The 15,388-nt window shown below is 70.6% G+C and carries 12 protein-coding genes; 2 read left to right on the top strand and 10 right to left on the bottom strand.

What is annotated here, in order from left to right; genetic code table 11:
* The 4 genes from E2651_RS30915 to E2651_RS30900 form a co-directional block, all read right to left on the bottom strand.
* A partial coding sequence (locus E2651_RS30915) for a branched-chain amino acid ABC transporter permease (protein ID WP_135334550.1) occupies positions 1 to 1,013 on the bottom strand: 1,013 nt, incomplete at its 3' end.
* Positions 1,014 to 1,034: 21 nt separating this feature from the next.
* Positions 1,035 to 2,309, bottom strand: a complete 1,275-nt coding sequence (locus tag E2651_RS30910; protein WP_135334549.1) for an ABC transporter substrate-binding protein — start codon at positions 2,307 to 2,309, stop codon at positions 1,035 to 1,037.
* 110 nt (positions 2,310 to 2,419) lie between these two features.
* Positions 2,420 to 4,243 (bottom strand): AMP-dependent synthetase/ligase, encoded by a 1,824-nt coding sequence (locus tag E2651_RS30905; RefSeq protein WP_135334548.1) that lies wholly within the window; start codon positions 4,241 to 4,243, stop codon positions 2,420 to 2,422.
* A gap of 203 nt (positions 4,244 to 4,446) precedes the next feature.
* Positions 4,447 to 5,940 (bottom strand): MFS transporter, encoded by a 1,494-nt coding sequence (locus tag E2651_RS30900; protein WP_135334547.1) that lies wholly within the window; start codon positions 5,938 to 5,940, stop codon positions 4,447 to 4,449.
* A gap of 118 nt (positions 5,941 to 6,058) precedes the next feature.
* On the opposite strand from E2651_RS30900, the gene E2651_RS30895 reads away from it, so the two are divergent.
* Entirely contained in the window at positions 6,059 to 7,033 is a 975-nt protein-coding gene (locus E2651_RS30895) for an Lrp/AsnC family transcriptional regulator (RefSeq protein WP_135334546.1), read from the top strand.
* On the opposite strand, the gene E2651_RS30890 is transcribed toward E2651_RS30895, so the two are convergent.
* Complete coding sequence (locus E2651_RS30890; protein WP_135334545.1) at positions 7,030 to 7,896, bottom strand: LysR substrate-binding domain-containing protein; 867 nt, start codon at positions 7,894 to 7,896, stop codon at positions 7,030 to 7,032. The two genes, E2651_RS30895 and E2651_RS30890, sit on opposite strands and share 4 nt — an antisense overlap.
* Before the next feature lie 153 nt (positions 7,897 to 8,049).
* Between E2651_RS30890 and E2651_RS30885 the strand changes: the two genes are divergently transcribed.
* A complete protein-coding gene (locus E2651_RS30885; RefSeq protein ID WP_167828943.1) occupies positions 8,050 to 9,063 on the top strand; it encodes a bile acid:sodium symporter family protein in 1,014 nt (337 codons plus the stop codon).
* On the opposite strand, the gene E2651_RS30880 is transcribed toward E2651_RS30885, so the two are convergent.
* The 5 genes from E2651_RS30880 to E2651_RS30860 all read right to left on the bottom strand — a co-directional run.
* Positions 8,999 to 10,255 (bottom strand): DUF4185 domain-containing protein, encoded by a 1,257-nt coding sequence (locus E2651_RS30880; RefSeq protein ID WP_245239345.1) that lies wholly within the window; start codon positions 10,253 to 10,255, stop codon positions 8,999 to 9,001. The genes E2651_RS30885 and E2651_RS30880 overlap by 65 nt on opposite strands.
* A gap of 10 nt (positions 10,256 to 10,265) precedes the next feature.
* A complete protein-coding gene (locus E2651_RS30875; protein WP_135334543.1) occupies positions 10,266 to 12,164 on the bottom strand; it encodes a sialidase family protein in 1,899 nt (632 codons plus the stop codon).
* Between the two features lie 241 nt (positions 12,165 to 12,405).
* The gene (fdhD, locus tag E2651_RS30870; RefSeq protein WP_135334542.1) at positions 12,406 to 13,254 is read right to left on the bottom strand and encodes a formate dehydrogenase accessory sulfurtransferase FdhD; all 849 of its coding nucleotides are present in this window, start codon (positions 13,252 to 13,254) and stop codon (positions 12,406 to 12,408) included.
* Positions 13,255 to 13,261: 7 nt separating this feature from the next.
* A complete protein-coding gene (locus E2651_RS30865; protein WP_135334541.1) occupies positions 13,262 to 14,122 on the bottom strand; it encodes a 2Fe-2S iron-sulfur cluster-binding protein in 861 nt (286 codons plus the stop codon).
* Positions 14,119 to 15,388, bottom strand: a 1,270-nt coding sequence (locus tag E2651_RS30860; protein ID WP_135334540.1) for an NADH-ubiquinone oxidoreductase-F iron-sulfur binding region domain-containing protein, incomplete at its 5' end; no start/stop codon positions are given. The genes E2651_RS30860 and E2651_RS30865, both read right to left, overlap by 4 nt.

Below are 15,388 nucleotides of genomic sequence, written 5' to 3'. Positions count from 1 at the left end.
ATGAGCGTCTCGTGGGCTCGGAGATCTGTATAAGAGACAGCCCATGAACGCCCCGCCAGATAGTCGATCGGCGGTGCGTCCGCCGCCGCCGTGCCCGCCGTGCGCTGCCGCCGCGTCAGCAGGAGCAGCCCGGCGAAGAGGATCAGGAACGGGACCGCCGTACGGAAGCCCGTGATCTTCTCCGCGAAGTCGGCGTACCCGGCGACCAGGTTCTGCAGCACCCCGAGCCCGAGCCCGCCCGCGAAGGCCAGCGGGATCGACATGAAGCGCCCGAGCACGGCCGCGGTGGCCGAGACGAACAGGAACAGTGTGAAGTCGTGCGACGACAGCCCCAGCAAGGGAGTCGTCAGCACGCCCGCAAGCCCCGCGAGCCCCGACGACAGCATCCACGCCACCGACGAGAGCCGGTCCGCGCTCATGCCCCGCAGCTCCACCAGCGAACGGTTGTCGACCGCGGCCCGCAGCCGGAGGCCCAGCGGTGTGTGCCGCATCAGGACCCACAGGCCGACCGCCACCACGGCCGTCGCCACCCACGTGATCAGCTGGTCGGAGTCGATGCCGACACCGTCCATCAGCTGCCAGGACTTGGCGGGGCTCGGCCCGACTCCCGGCAGCCCGAACTGGTTCTCGGCGGGCTTCACGGAGGCGCCCGCGTCCTCCAGGAGTTCCACCACCCACAGGCCGAGCGCGGGCAGCGCGACGAGCAGCCCGATCGTCGCCACGATCTGCGCGGTCTCGCCCACCCGCGCCAGTTTGCGGAACATCAGCCGGTCCAGGCCCCAGCCGAGCGCGGGTGCCACCACGCAGACAAGGAGCAGGGCCGTCGGCACGGCGGGCCAGCCGAAACCGGAGTGGAGTTCGTAGAAGGTGAGCGCGCAGAGGTAGGCGGTCGCGCCGTGCGCGAAGTTGAAGAGGCCGGATGCTGAGTAGGACAGGACGAGGCCCGTGGCGAGCAGCGCGTACAGCGCGCCCGAGACGAGACCGCTCAGAACGAATCCAAGGAGGTCCGACATGAGGTGAGACGCCCCCGCCTGCTACTTGAAGGGGATGGGGTCGTAGCACTTGAAGGGCGCGGAGACCGCGTACTCGCCGCCCTTCAGCTGGACGAGCGCGCCGCAGCCGAACGACTCCTTCTGCCCCTTGGGCAGGGCGCGGTCGCCGACCATCGTGCCCTTGTCCGAGTAGCCGTTCGCCGCCTTCTGGAAGGAGGAGACGGTCAGGTCCTTGCCCGCTTTCTCGGCGACCGCGAGGAAGAGGTCGGCCGACATATAGCCGGTCATCATGTGCATGTTGAGCGGGACGTCCTTGCCCGCCGCCTTCCTGATGTCCGTCTTGAACTGCCGCATCGCCGCGGTGTTCTGCTCGAACGGCTGGAAGGACAGCAGGATGTGCACGCCGTCGAGCGCCTTCTTCGTCGCGCTCTTGGCGAGCAGGCCCGGGTCGTAGTCGGTCGGGTCGGTGAGCACGCCCTTGAAGCCCGAGCGCTTGACGGCCGTGAACAGGCCGATGTTGTACGGGGTCTGCATCACGGAGACGACCACGTCGGGCGCCTTGCCGCCGTCCGAGCGCAGGATCTCCTTCGTGTACGCCGACCAGTCGCTCGGCACCGAGGTCGCGGGCACCGTCGACTTGGCGAACGTCACCTGGTAACCGGCGGCGGCGAAGCTCTGCTTGTAGGTGCGGACGGCGAAGGTGCCCGCGTCGTTGTCGTTGGCGAGGATGGCCACCGACTTGCCCTTCGAGCCGTCCGTCACCTTCTTCAGGCCCTCGGGCCAGCTCTGCGTGATCGTGCCGCCCGGCATCGGCACCATGCAGCCGCCGAAGCCGTACATGTAACTCGGGCCGCAGAACGGCGGGATGGTGCCCCAGCCGAAGGTCGGCACCTTCTGCTTCTGGAGGAAGTCCGCTCCGGAGAAGGTGACCGAGCTCATCGGCGAGATCGCGAACACCTTGTCCTGCTGGACGAGTTTGCGCGCCGCCGCGAGATTCTTGCCGGGGTCCTGGCCGTCGTCCTCCGCGCCCAGGTAGTCGATCTTCCGGCCGTGTACGCCGCCGTCGGCGTTCGCACGGTCGAAGCGGGCCTTGGCGCCGAGGTCGGTGTCCTTCTTGCTGTAGCCGCTCGCGGTCGTCATGGAGACGATGCCGCCGACCTTGATGGAGTCGGCACTCACGCCGCGCGCGGAGCCGCCGGCTGTGTCACCGCCGTTCGAACCGCTGCTGTTGGAGGCGGAGTTGCAGGCGGTGGCAAGCAGAAGTGCGGCCACGGTGGCGGTGATGGTGCGGGTACAGGTGCGGATCGATCGCGACACGGGTCGAGCCCCCTCCGTCGAAGTGGGGCTGATTCTGTGCGTGACCTGATGAACCGTCAAGAACTGACGCGTCGGTAATTGATGAACCGTCAGAAACCCTAAAGGGCCTGTTACGCGCCGTAAAGGGCCTCGACCTCGGCGGAGTACGCCGTCTCGATCGCCTTGCGCTTGAGCTTCAGCGACGGCGTGAGCAACCCGTGCTCCTCGGAGAACTGGTGGGCCAGTATCCGGAACGTACGAATCGACTCGGCCTGCGAGACAAGGGTGTTGGCGGCCACCACGGCCCGCCGCACCTCGGTCTCCAGATCGGGATCGCGCACCAGGTCCGTGGGGGACATCGGCGGCTTGCGGCGCATGTTCAGCCAGTGCTCGACGGCTTCCCCGTCCAGCGTGACGAGGGCCGCGATGTAGGGCCGGTCGTTGCCGACGACGATGCACTGCGCGACCAGCGGATGGTCGCGCACCCGCTCCTCCAGCTGTCCCGGCGACACGCTCTTGCCGCCGGAGGTCACCAGGATCTCCTTCTTGCGCCCGGTGATCGTGAGGTAGCCGTCCTCGTCGAGCGCGCCCAGGTCGCCGGTGGCGAGCCAGCCCTCGTGCAGCGTCGCGTCGGTGGCCTTGGGGTCGTTGAGGTAGCCCTGGAAGACATTGCCGCCGTTGAGCCAGACCTCGCTGTCGTCCGCGATGTGCACCGTGGTGCCGGGGATGGGCTGGCCGACCGTGCCGTAGCGGGTGCGCTCGGGCGGGTTGGCGGTCGCGGCGGCCGTCGACTCGGTGAGGCCGTACCCCTCGTAGATCGTCACGCCCGCGCCCGCGAAGAACAGGCCGAGCCGCCGGTCCATCCCGGAGCCGCCGGACATCGCGTGCCGCACCCGGCCGCCCATGGCCTCGCGCACCTTGGAGTAGACGAGCTTGTCGAAGAGCTGGTGCTGCATCCGCAGGCCCGCCGAAGGTCCGGGCCCGGTGCCGAAGGCCTTGGCCTCCATGGCGTCCGCGTACCGCACGGCGCACTCCACGGCCTTGTCGAAGGGGCCCGACTTGCCGCCCTTCTCCGCCTTGCGCCGCGCGGCGTTGAAGACCTTCTCGAAGATGTACGGCACGGCCAGGATGAACGAGGGCCGGAACGCGGCCAGGTCGGGGATGAGCGCCGCCGCGTTCAGGCTCGGCTGGTGGCCCAGCTTGACCCGGCCGCGGACCGCCGCGACCTGCACCATCCGCCCGAAGACATGCGCCAGCGGCAGGAAGAGCAGCGTGGTCGCCTCGTCGCCGCGCCGGGAGTGGAAGACCGGCTCCCAGCGCCGGATGACCGTATCCGCCTCGAACATGAAGTTCGCGTGGGAGATCAGACAGCCCTTGGGGCGGCCCGTGGTGCCCGAGGTGTAGATGATCGTGGCGATCGAGTCGGGGGTGACCGCGCGCCGGTGGCGGTTGACCACCTCGTCGTCGATCTCGAGCCCCGAACGGTTCAGCTCGCCCACCGCGTCGGTGTCCAGCTGCCACAGCCTGCGCAGCTGCGGCAGCCGGTCGATCACCGAGCCGATGGTCATCGCGTGGTCCTCGTGCTCGACCATGGCGGCCGACACCTGGGCGTCGTGCAGCATCCAGAAGACCTGCTCGGCCGAGGAGGTCGGGTAGACGGGCACCACCTGGGCGCCGACCGTCCACAGGGCGTAGTCGAAGAGCGTCCACTCGTAGCGGGTGCGGCACATGATGGCGACGCGGTCGCCGAAACGGACCCCCTGGGCGAGCAGCCCCTTGGCGAGCGCCATCACCTGGTCGCGGAACTCCGCCGATGTGACGTCGCGCCACACGCCGTCGGTCTTGAGGCCGAGGGTGACGTGCAGCGGATCCTCAAGGGCATGGTCGAACACGACGTCGGCAAGGCCGCCCACCAGCGGCGCCGACGCCAACGGAGGGTTTGTGAACTCGCGCAATGATGCTCCTTGTGGCGCTCCGCACAGCGCCGGTGACGGTACCCCACCGCGGTGCCCGGCGGGAGAGGGTGACAGACCCCTCGGTAGGTACCGTCCACGCTGGTCAGCCGCTGAAATACGGCCACAAGGGGAGAGGCGGGACAGAATACTTACGGTTGGGTAAGTTTCGGTGGCGTAATCTCCACCGAATCTGTACGCAGCGGTTACGGCTGCGGCTGCCTCGCGAACGCCCGCTCCGGGGGTGCCGGAATCTCTGCCTCCGGTGCCTTGCGTGCGGACCGCACCATGACGAGGACCAGCACTCCGGCGACCAGACCCACGGCGCCCGCGACGACCGCCGCCGCGTTCAGACCGGAGGCGAACGCCGCCCGCACGGTGTGCTCGGAGAGCGTCCCACGGAGTGCCGCGGCGCCGCCGCCCGCGAGAGTGTGAGCCGCGTCATGACCCAGCGTGTCCTGCATGCGCGAGGTGAGCACCGTGCCGAAGACGGCGACCCCGAGCGCGTACCCGAGCTGGCGGAACGTGTTGACCGCGCCGCCCGCCATCCCCGAGTTCGCGGCCGGCACCGCGGCGAGTGCGGCGCCCGCGAGGCCCGGCGCGACCAGGCCCGTGCCGAGCCCGGCGAGCGCGAGCCCCGGGACGATCGCACCCCACGACGACCCGGCGTCGAGCATCGCGAGGGCGATCCCGCCGGCGCCGATCAGGAGCAGGCCCACGCCGATGGTCAGCCGTGCGGGCACCCCGTGCAGCAGCCGTCCGCCGACCGCGGCCACCACGAACGACGTCGCGGCCAGCGGCAGCAGCACGAGGCTGCCGGTCACCGGGCTCATGCCGAGCACGGTCTGCAGCCAGATCGAGAGGTAGGGGAACAGGCCGAACGCGGCGGCGTTGTAGCCGATCGCACCGAGCAGTACGCCCGTGAACGCGGGCGTGCGCAGCAGCCTCAGATCGAGCAGCGGATGCGCGACACGGCGCTCGACGGCCACGAAGCCGACGAGGGCGAGCACCGCGACGGCGAGGGTCACCGTGGTGACGGCCGACGTCCAGCCCTCGGATCCGGCCCGCACCACCCCGTAGGTCAAGGCACCCGCGAACAGCGCGAACGCCGCCGTGCCCGCCCAGTCGACCCGGCGTCCCGCCTGACCCTTCGACTCCGGCACCAGCCGCAGCGTCAACCACATCGACGCCACACTCACCGGCAGGTTCACGAAGAAGATCCACCGCCAGCCGGGACCCTCGGTGAGCAGCCCGCCGACGATCGGCCCCATCGCCGCCGCGGCCCCGCTCACCGCACCCCATATGCCGAGCGCGACGGACCGGTCGCGCCCCTGGTAGGCGGCGCCGAGCAGCGGCAGCGTGGTGGCGAACATCGCTGCGGCGCCGAGTCCTTGCAGGGCGCGGGCGGCCACCAGGACGTCCGCGTTCGACGCGAGCCCGCAGCCGAGCGAGGCCAGCGCGAAGAGCGCGGTGCCCGCGACGTTGAGCCGCCGCCTGCCCAGTACGTCCGCCGCGGCCCCCACCCCGAGCAGCAGCGCGGCGAGCGCCAGCGCGTAGCCGTCGATCACCCATTGCAGATCGCTCAGCGAGGCGTTCAGCGCCCGCGCCATGTCGGGCAGCGCCACGACCACGATCGTCACGTCCAGCAGCAGCATGAACGTCCCCAGGCATACCGCTGTGAGCGGCCCCCATGTACGCATCTCAACTCTCCTCGTACGACGCGTGTGTGTACGTCTCGTACGATGAGGCTCCGCCGGACGATCCCGGCCATCAGCCGTAGCAGCCCGAAGGAATTCGACAGTGAGGGGCACCACTGCAATGGAATCCGCCTTCGATGCTCAACTTCTGCACGCCCTGGAGGTCGATGGGCGCGCGCCCTTCAGCCGGATCGCGGCCGTCCTCGGCGTCTCCGACCAGACGGTCGCCCGCCGCTACCGCAAGCTGGTCGCCGACGGCGGCCTGCGGGTCGTCGCCGTCCGGGATCACGAGCGGCTCGGGCAGGAACAGTGGATGCTGCGCCTGCGCTGCGCCCCGGACAGCTCCCAGACCATCGCGAGTGCCCTGGCGCGCCGCCCCGACACCTCGTGGATCGGCCTCACCTCCGGCGGCACCGAGGTCATCTGCTGCACTCGGCCGCGCACCCGCACCGACCAGGACGACCTGCTGCTCGGCAAGCTCCCGCGTACCCCGCACATCGTCGACCTGCAGGCCCAGCAGGTGCTGCACCGCTTCTTCGGCGGCCCCAACGGCTGGCTGATCAAACACGGGCCGCTCAGCGCGGAGCAGGTCGCCGCGCTGCGGCCCCCGGCCGTCCGCACGCCGACGGCCGCGGACGGTCTCGCACGCATCGACCCGGAGGACGAACCGCTGGTCGCCGCGCTGGAAAGGGACGGCCGCGCGACGTACCCGGAGCTCCAACAGGCCACCGGACGCTCGGAGTCCGCCGTCAAGCGGCGCCTGGCGGGCCTGCTCGCCTCGGGTGCGATCTTCATCGACATCGAGTACGACGCGGCCCTCGTCGGCTACCACGTCATGGCGATGTTCTGGATCACCACCGCCCCCTGGGCCCTCGACACCGTGGGCAAGGCTCTGGCGGAGCACGAGGAGATCGCCTACGCCGTCGCCGTGGCCGGTGCCTCCAACGTCATGGCGAACGCCGTCACCCGCGACATCCCGGCGCTCTACGCCTACCTCAACGGCAAGCTGGGCCGCCTCGACGGCGTCCAGCACGTCGAGACGGCGCCCTACCTCCGCCGCATCAAGCAGCTCACCTATCGGCCGGGACCCCGCTAACGCCACCGCTGCAGCCGGTCCCCGCCCGCCAGGATCGCCGCCGCGAGGGCGTCCGCCGCCCCCTGCGCCGACGCCCGCCGATCCCCGTGGAGCAGCACGAAGTCGACCGCGCCCAGTTCGGGAAGGCCCGCCCGCTCCGGGACGCGGACCAGGCCCGGCGGGATGAGCCCGTGGGAGTGCGCCATCACGCCGAGTCCCGCGCGGGCGGCGGCGACCAGGCCGTTGAGGCTGCCGCTGGTGCAGGCGATCCGCCAGGCGCGGCCCCGCCGCTCCAGGGCCTCGAGGGCGAGCGCGCGGGTGATGCCCGGCGGCGGGAACACGATGAGCGGCACCGGCTGTTCGGGGTCGAGCCGCAGCCGCTCGGCGCCGATCCAGACGAGCTTGTCGTGCCAGACCAGCTCGCCGCGCGGATCCTCCGGGCGCCGCTTGGCCAGGACGAGGTCGAGTTTGCCGGCGTCGAGGCGCTCGTGCAGCGTGCCCGACAGCTCGACCGTCAGCTCCAGGTCGACCTCGGGATGGTCGTGCCGGAACGACTCGAGGATGTCGGTGAGCCGCGTCAGGACGAAGTCCTCCGACGCCCCGAACCGCAGCCGCCCGCCGAGCCGCGTCCCGGCGAAGAACGCCGACGCCTGCTCGTGCACCTCCAGGATCCGCCGCGCGAAGCCGAGCATCGCCTCGCCGTCCTCGGTCAGCTCCACGGAATGCGTGTCGCGGGCGAAGAGCTGGCGCCCGGTGGCGTCCTCCAGGCGGCGCACATGCTGGCTCACCGTGGACTGGCGCAGATTCAGGCGCCGGGCGGCCTGCGTGAAGCTCAGCGTCTGGGCCACGGCGAGGAACGTACGGAGCTGCGCGGGGTCGTACACGCTCCCCAGCCTAACGCGCCTATCGCGATCCGTGATGACAGTCAGAGCGGTGTACGGGATTCCCGATCGCGGTGATCAGGAGGATCATCAAGAGGGCACGATCTGAACCGAAACCGATGGAGCGAAGTGAAACGCCCGAGCCGGCCCTCCTGGATGCCGATCGACCCGTACATCCTGGCGCTGCTCGGGACCGTGGGGATCGCCGCGCTCCTTCCCGCGCGCGGCACCGGCGCCGACATCGCCTCAGGGGCCTCCACCGCGGCGGTATCGCTGCTCTTCTTCCTCTACGGGGCGCGGCTCTCCACCCGCGAGGCACTCGACGGACTCAAGCACTGGCGGCTGCACGTCACCGTCCTCGCCTGTACGTTCCTCGCCTTCCCGCTGCTCGGGCTCGCGGCCAAGGGACTCGTCCCGTACGTGCTGACCCCCGCCCTCTACAGCGGCTTCCTCTTCCTGACGCTCGTGCCGTCCACGATCCAGTCGTCGATCGCCTTCACCTCCATGGCGCGTGGCAACGTGCCCGCGGCGATCTGCGCGGGCTCCTTCTCCTCGCTCGCCGGCATCGTCCTCACCCCGCTGCTCGCGGCCGCGCTGCTCGGCAACAGCGGGGCCGGGTTCTCCGCGGACTCGCTGATGAAGATCGCGCTCCAGCTGCTCGCGCCGTTCCTCGTGGGACAGTTCCTGCGCCGCTGGATCGGCGGCTTCATCGCACGGAACAAGAAGGTCCTCGGCCTCGTCGACCGCGGCTCGATCCTGCTCGTCGTCTACACCGCGTTCAGCGAGGGCATGGTGCAGGGCATCTGGCACCAGGTGACGCCGCTCAGGCTGGCCGCGCTGCTCGGCGTCGAGGCGGTGCTGCTCGCCGCGATGCTCGCCCTGACCTGGTACGGGTCCAAGCGGCTCGGCTTCGGGCGCGGGGACCGGATCGCCATCCAGTTCGCCGGGTCGAAGAAGTCCCTGGCCGCCGGGCTGCCCATGGCGAGCGTCCTGTTCGGCGCCCAGGCCTCGCTCGCCGTACTGCCCCTGATGCTCTTCCACCAGATGCAGCTGATGGTCTGCGCGGTGATCGCCAAGCGGCGCTCGCGCGATCTGGAGGACTTCGTCAGCGAGCCGTCGCGAGGCGAAGAGACACGAACCGCGGTCGGTACAGGGACACGTTCCGGCTGACGTTCGCCTGCGCGCTCGCGGGCGTCGCGTCGAGCCAGTTGACGTCGTAACTGAGCAGCAGCCGCCCGTTCTCGCTGAGCGCCGGATGAGCCTGCGGGTTGTACGCGGCCACGTCCTGCCGTGCCGCGCCGTCCTTGGGCAGGGGCGGCGCGAAGCTCTTCGTGGGGCCCCGCCAGGGTCCGGTGGGCGAACAGGCCCAGTAGGAGGTCACGGTGGTCAGGCCCGCGGTGCCCGCGGCCATCGTGAACAGGACGTACGTACCCTCGACGCGCACCACCGTGAACGCGCTGCCCACGCCCCTGCGCTCACCGTCCCCGAGCACGGCCCGCGGTTTCCCGCTCTTCGTCCAGCCCTCGCCGTCCCAGTACCGCCACGCGGCGGGCTCGGCGAGCCTGCCCTGCGGCACGCGTGCGACGTACGCGTGCGAGGCGGGCCGCGCCGCCGCCTGCCCGTCGTTGCCGCCGAAGACATACGTCCAGCCGTCGTCGTCGACGGCGGTGGTGCCATAAAGTACGCGTTTGTCCGGGTCCGGCACCGACTGCTGGTCGGAGACCTTGACGATGCCCTCGACCCGCAGATCGGGCAGCGAGAGGGTGGCGACCTCGGTGCCAGTGGGCACGCCGTAGATCCACGGCCCGGTCCCGGCGGACCGGGTCCACAGCAGGACGCGTACGACGTCGTCCGACGAGCCGGGGGAGCGCGGCTCCACCTGCGCCGCGACCGGCCAGCGCCACTGGTTCGGCGCCGGGTCGGGGAAGAGCGGGGCCGGCAGGGTGCGCTGCGGGATGCCCGAACGGGACATCACCACGGCCGAGTTGCGCACCATCGGCGTCGTCGCGTCCCGCCAGGTGTGCGGCTGGCCCACCGGATTGGGCGGCGCGTGCACCTGGCCGAGAAAGGTGTCGGAGAACAGCCAGAGCAGCCGCCCGTCCGGAAGGCGCACCGAATGCGTGCCGTCGCCGCCGGTCCAGTCGTCCGTGCGTGCCGTGTCGTCCCCGTAGCGGGCGAACACGCCCGTGGTCTCCTCGTCGGCGGACCACGACGAGACGGTGCGCGCCTCGCATGCCGCACCGACCTGCCGGTCGTCCGGGAGGGCGGTGAGCAGCACGGCCGCGCAGACCAGGGCGAGCAGCAGGACCAGCGTGGTCCTGCGCGCGCCCCAGCCTGCGTGTTTAGCTCGGTCGGCGGGCACGAGCGGGACGTTAGTTGCTCGCGCGGATGTGGTCCATGGGAAGCCATGCGACGGTGTCCCGCGTCACAGGGGTCTTCGCGGCCCCGTCCGTCCCCAGTTCCGTGAGCTCGGCATCGCTCAACGCCCGGTCGTAGACCCTTACTTCGTCGATGGATCCGGCGAAGTGGGCGCGGCTGTCGACCCGCTGGCCGACATGGAAGCCGTACCCCGAGTTGCGGGTGACCGTGCCCGGGACGTCGGCGGCGGTGACGCGCGTGCCGTCGATCGACAGCGTCAGCTGCCCGGCGCCCCGGCGCAGCGCGATGTGGTGCCACTGGCCGTCGTTGTACGCACTCGTGGTGCGCACGGAGGCCGACCTGGGCGGGGTGGCGCCGTCCCGTGTCGTGATCAGGCCCGTGACGCGGTTGCTCGCGGGTTCGCCGCGCAGCCACACCTGCGGCTGGTTGGTGCCGATACCGCCCATCCAGAGCAGCGGCTGCTCACCGCTGGTCGCGGAGTAGCGGAACCACAGCGATGCGGTGAAGTCCTTCGCGCCGAGCGGGAGTTGACTTCGGTAGGGCAGCCGGACGGCGTCGTCCGTGCCGTCGAAGGCGAGAGCCCTGCCGAACCGTCCTTCGGTCGTCGATGCCCCGCCGAGCACGGCGGCGGGCTTCGCGTACGGCGCGCGGTCGGCGGTCGTCGGGTCCGGGCCGCGGCGCGGCTGCAGCCAGTCCTCGGTGAAGCGCGCGAAGCGGATCTCGTCGCGGGCGTCGACCGCCCCGCCCTCGTACATCAGACCCACGTGCTCACCGTCGGCCCGCACCAGGTCCGAGTAGCCGGACCAGTCCGTGGTGACCGTCGTGCCCCGGTCCACGCTGTCCCAGGTGCGGCCGCCGTCGTAGGAGGAGCGGATCTGCATCGTGCGGCGGCGGTCCGGGTCACCCGGGCAGGCGAGCAGCATCCGCTTGCCGAACTGGAGCGTGGAGCCCTGCACTTGGGGCGTGTACAGGTCCGGGACGGCCTTGAACGGCGCGGCGAAGCTGTCGCCCCCGTCGCGGCTGACCGTGTGCGTGCGATGCCCGAGATCGGTGCCGTCCTGCTCGCGCCCGCTGACGTAGAGCGCCCCGTCGGGACGCTCCGTGATCGTCATCTCGGACGGCTTCTGACGGAACGTGCCGTCCTGGGCTATCGGGTACGAGTCCTTGGCGCCGATCTTCCAGTTCTTGCCGCCGTCGTCGCTGACGATCAGCGCCGCGTGGTTGGCGGTGACCCGACTGCCGTCCCACGTCTCGGTGTTGGCGGTGAAGACGAGCCTGCCCGCGTGCTCGCCGCGGGTCAGCTGGAGGCCGTGCACGGGGCCGGTCGCGTACCAGGAGTTCCAGTCCTTGGGCAGGATCTGGTCGCTGAGATCGCGCGGCGCCGACCAGCTGCGGCCGTCGTCGTCGCTGTACTGCAGATGCGGGGTGCGATCGCACGGCACGTCACAGTTCTTGCCGTCCGTGCGGCCCGTGTTGTACGTCTCCGCCAGGACGATCCGGCCGGTCCCGCGGTCCACGATCGGGGCGGGGTTGCCGTGGGTGTCGCCCGCGCCCTCATTGATGACCTGGAGCGGACTCCAGGTGCGGCCGCCGTCGTGCGACCGCTTGACGACGATGTCTATGTCGCCCGCGTCGCTGCAGTCGTTGACCCGCCCCTCGGCGAACGCGAGGAGCGTGCCCTTCACCGTCTTCACCACGGCGGGGATGCGATAGCAGGCGTACCCCGGATCCTGCGAGGCCTTGAACAGGACCTGCTGCTCGAAGCCCGTCGCGGGGGCGTCGGGGGCGGCCTGCGCCGAAGGCGCGGGCAGCAGCGCCCCGAAGGCGACGAGGGCTAACGCGGTCGTGGCCGTACGGAGAGATCTGAGGCGTACACGGAGACCTGATGGCATGAAGCGGCCCACCCTCCAAGGTGACTGGACATCCTGACATCCCACGTCCAACGTGCGCCACAGACGCTACTTGGGGCGTTCGGCAGCCCACAAGAAGCGCGCGAAGGGTGAATACGCGTCACCTGGTCAGGGGATCAGAACGGATCTCGGCACCGAGGTGTGGCGGGGCCGGGACCCCGCCGGCGCAGGGGGCGCTCCCCGCCGGCCGGGGTCCCGCCGCCGTGCAGCGGGGAGCCGCCGGTCAGCCCTGGGAGGCCGCGGCCCGCACGGCGATCCGGTGCTCGCCCGCGTACACGTTCATGGAGGAGCCACGCAGGAAACCGACCAGGGTAAGACCGGTCTCGGCGGCGAGATCGACGGCGAGCGATGAGGGCGCGGAGACGGCGGCGAGCACCGGAATGCCCGCCATCACCGCCTTCTGCGCCAGCTCGAACGAGGCACGACCCGAGACGAGCAGCACGGCACGCGACAGCGGAAGGCGACCGTCCTGCAGGGCCCGCCCCACGAGCTTGTCGACCGCGTTGTGCCGGCCCACGTCCTCCCGGATGTCGAGGAGTTCACCCTCCTCGGAGAAGAGCGCGGCCGCGTGCAGCCCCCCGGTCCGGTCGAAGACCCGCTGCGCCGCGCGCAGCCGGTCGGGGAGGCTCGCGAGCAGCTCGGTCCCGAGCCGGACCGGGGGAGTGTCGGAGATCGGGAAGCGGGCCGTGGTGCGCACGGCGTCCAGACTCGCCTTGCCGCACAGGCCGCAGGACGAGGTGGTGTAGACGTTGCGTTCGAGGGTGATGTCGGGCAGGACGAGCCCCGGGGCGGTCTTCACGTCGACCACGTTGTACGTGTTCGAGCCGTCGGAGGTCGCCCCGGCGCAGTAGACGATGGACTGCAGCTCGTCCGCCGAGCCGAGCACACCCTCGCTCACCAGGAAGCCCGCCGCGAGCGCGAAGTCGTCACCCGGCGTGCGCATGGTGATGGCCAGCGGCTTTCCGTTGAGCCGGATCTCCAGGGGTTCCTCGGCGACGAGGGTGTCGGGCCGCTCGGTGACGTGCCCGTCCCGGATGCGGATGATCTTGCGTCGCTCCGTGACTCGTCCCATGTCTTGATCAGTCCCGGTTCTGTACGTGCTGGTAGCCGAAGCGGCCCTTGATGCAGAGGTTGCCGTGGGTCACCGGATTGTCGTGCGGAGAGGTGACCTTCACAATGTCATTGTCCTGCACGTGCAGGGTCAGATTGCAGCCGACTCCGCAGTACGCGCACACGGTCGTCGTCTCCGTCTGCGCCGCCTCGTCCCACGTACCGGCGGCCCGCATGTCGAACTCCGACTTGAAGCTGAGGGCGCCCGTCGGGCAGACCTCGATGCAGTTCCCGCAGTACACGCACGCGGAGTCGGTCAGCGGCGCGTCGTGCTCGACGGCGATCCGCGCGTCGAAGCCACGGCCCGCCACGGAGATCGCGAAGGTGTTCTGCCACTGGTCGCCGCAGGCGTCGACGCACTTGTAGCAGAGGATGCACTTGTCGTAGTCGCGTACGTAGAGGTCGTTGTCGACCTTGGGCTCTTCCTTCAGCCGGGCCGCATCCGGGCCAAAACGGTCGGGCTTCGCCTCGTACTCCTTGAGCCAGCCCGCGACCTTCGGGGTCGTCGACAAATCGACGGACGATGCGAGGAGTTCGAGGACGACCTTGCGGCTGTGCCGGGTGCGCTCGGTGTCGGTGCGCACGCTCATGCCGGGCTCGGCGCGGCGGGAGCAGGCCGGGGCGAGCGTCCGGGCGCCCTCCACCTCGACGACACACACCCGGCAGGCGTTCTTCGGGGTGAGGGTGTCGCCCTCGCAGAGGGTCGGTACGTCCTTGCCCGCGGCCCGGCAGGCGTCGAGGATGGTCGACCCCTCCGGCACCCGGGCGTCCTGCCCGTCGAGCGTGAACTCGACGAGGCGGCGCGGGATTCCCAGCGGTACGGCGGTCACTTGTACGCCCCCAGGCGGTCGATGGCGGATTCCACGGCATTCCAGGCGGTCTGGCCGAGCCCGCAGATGGAGGCGTCCCGCATGGTCCGCCCCACCTCGCGAAGGAGCGCGATCTCGCCTGCGGCATCGGCCCCCGTCCGCTCGACGATCCGATGCAGGGCCTCCTCCTGACGGACGGTGCCGACCCGGCAGGGCACGCACTGGCCGCAGGACTCGTCGCGGAAGAATTCGGCGATGCGCAGCAGGACGCGGGGGAGCGGAACGGTGTCGTCCAGGACGAGTACGACGCCGGAGCCGAGGGTGGTGCCGGCGTCCCTGGTCCCCTCGAAGGTGAGCGGGATGTCGAGCTCATCGGGCCGTACGAAGCCGCCGGCCGCGCCGCCAAGGAGGACGGCCCGCAGGTTGTCCGGCTTCCCGGCGAGGTCGAGGAGCTCGCCGAGGGTGGCGCCGAAGGGGAGCTCGTAGATGCCGGGCCGTTCGACGCTTCCGGAGACGCAGAAGAGCTTGGGCCCGGTGGACTTCTCCGTCCCTATGGCGGCGTAGGCCTGCGCTCCCATGGTGAGGATGGGGACCACATTGACGAGGGTCTCGACGTTGTTCTCGGCGGTGGGCTTGCCGAAGAGCCCCTTCTCGACGGGGAAGGGCGGCTTGGAGCGCGGCTCTCCTCGGTACCCCTCGATGGAATTGAAGAGGGCGGTCTCCTCGCCACAGATGTACGCGCCCGCGCCGCGCCGGATCTCGATGTCGAAGGCGTATCCCTGGCCGAGGACGTCGTCGCCGAGGAGGCCGCGTGCGCGGGCCTGGGTGATGGCGTGCTCGAGCCTGCGGAGGGCCCGGGGGTATTCGCCGCGGAGGTAGAGATATCCCTGGTGGGCGCCGATCGCGTACCCCGCGATGGTCATCGCCTCGATGAGCGCGTACGGATCGCCCTCCATGATCACCCGGTCCTTGAAGGTGCCGGGCTCGGACTCGTCCGCGTTGCAGACGAGGTAGTGGGGGTGATCCGGCTGGGACGCCGTGGCCTGCCACTTCCTTCCCGTGGGGAAGGCGGCGCCGCCTCGGCCGAGGAGGCCGGAGTCGGTGACTTCGCGGATGACTTGGGCGGGGCCGATGGCGAAGGCGCGGCGGAGGGCGGTGTAGCCGCCGTGGGAGCGGTAGTCGTCCAGGGAGGCTGGATCGACGGTGCCTATGCGGTGGAGGAGGGTGAGGCCTGCTGGTCCGGCTTGCGGGACGGCGAGGGAGGCCGGGGGTTCGGGGTCTGCTTGG

Source organism: Streptomyces sp. MZ04 (genome assembly GCF_004684775.1).
Lineage (GTDB): Bacteria > Actinomycetota > Actinomycetes > Streptomycetales > Streptomycetaceae > Streptomyces.
This window is presented reverse-complemented; position numbering and strand designations above follow the sequence as displayed.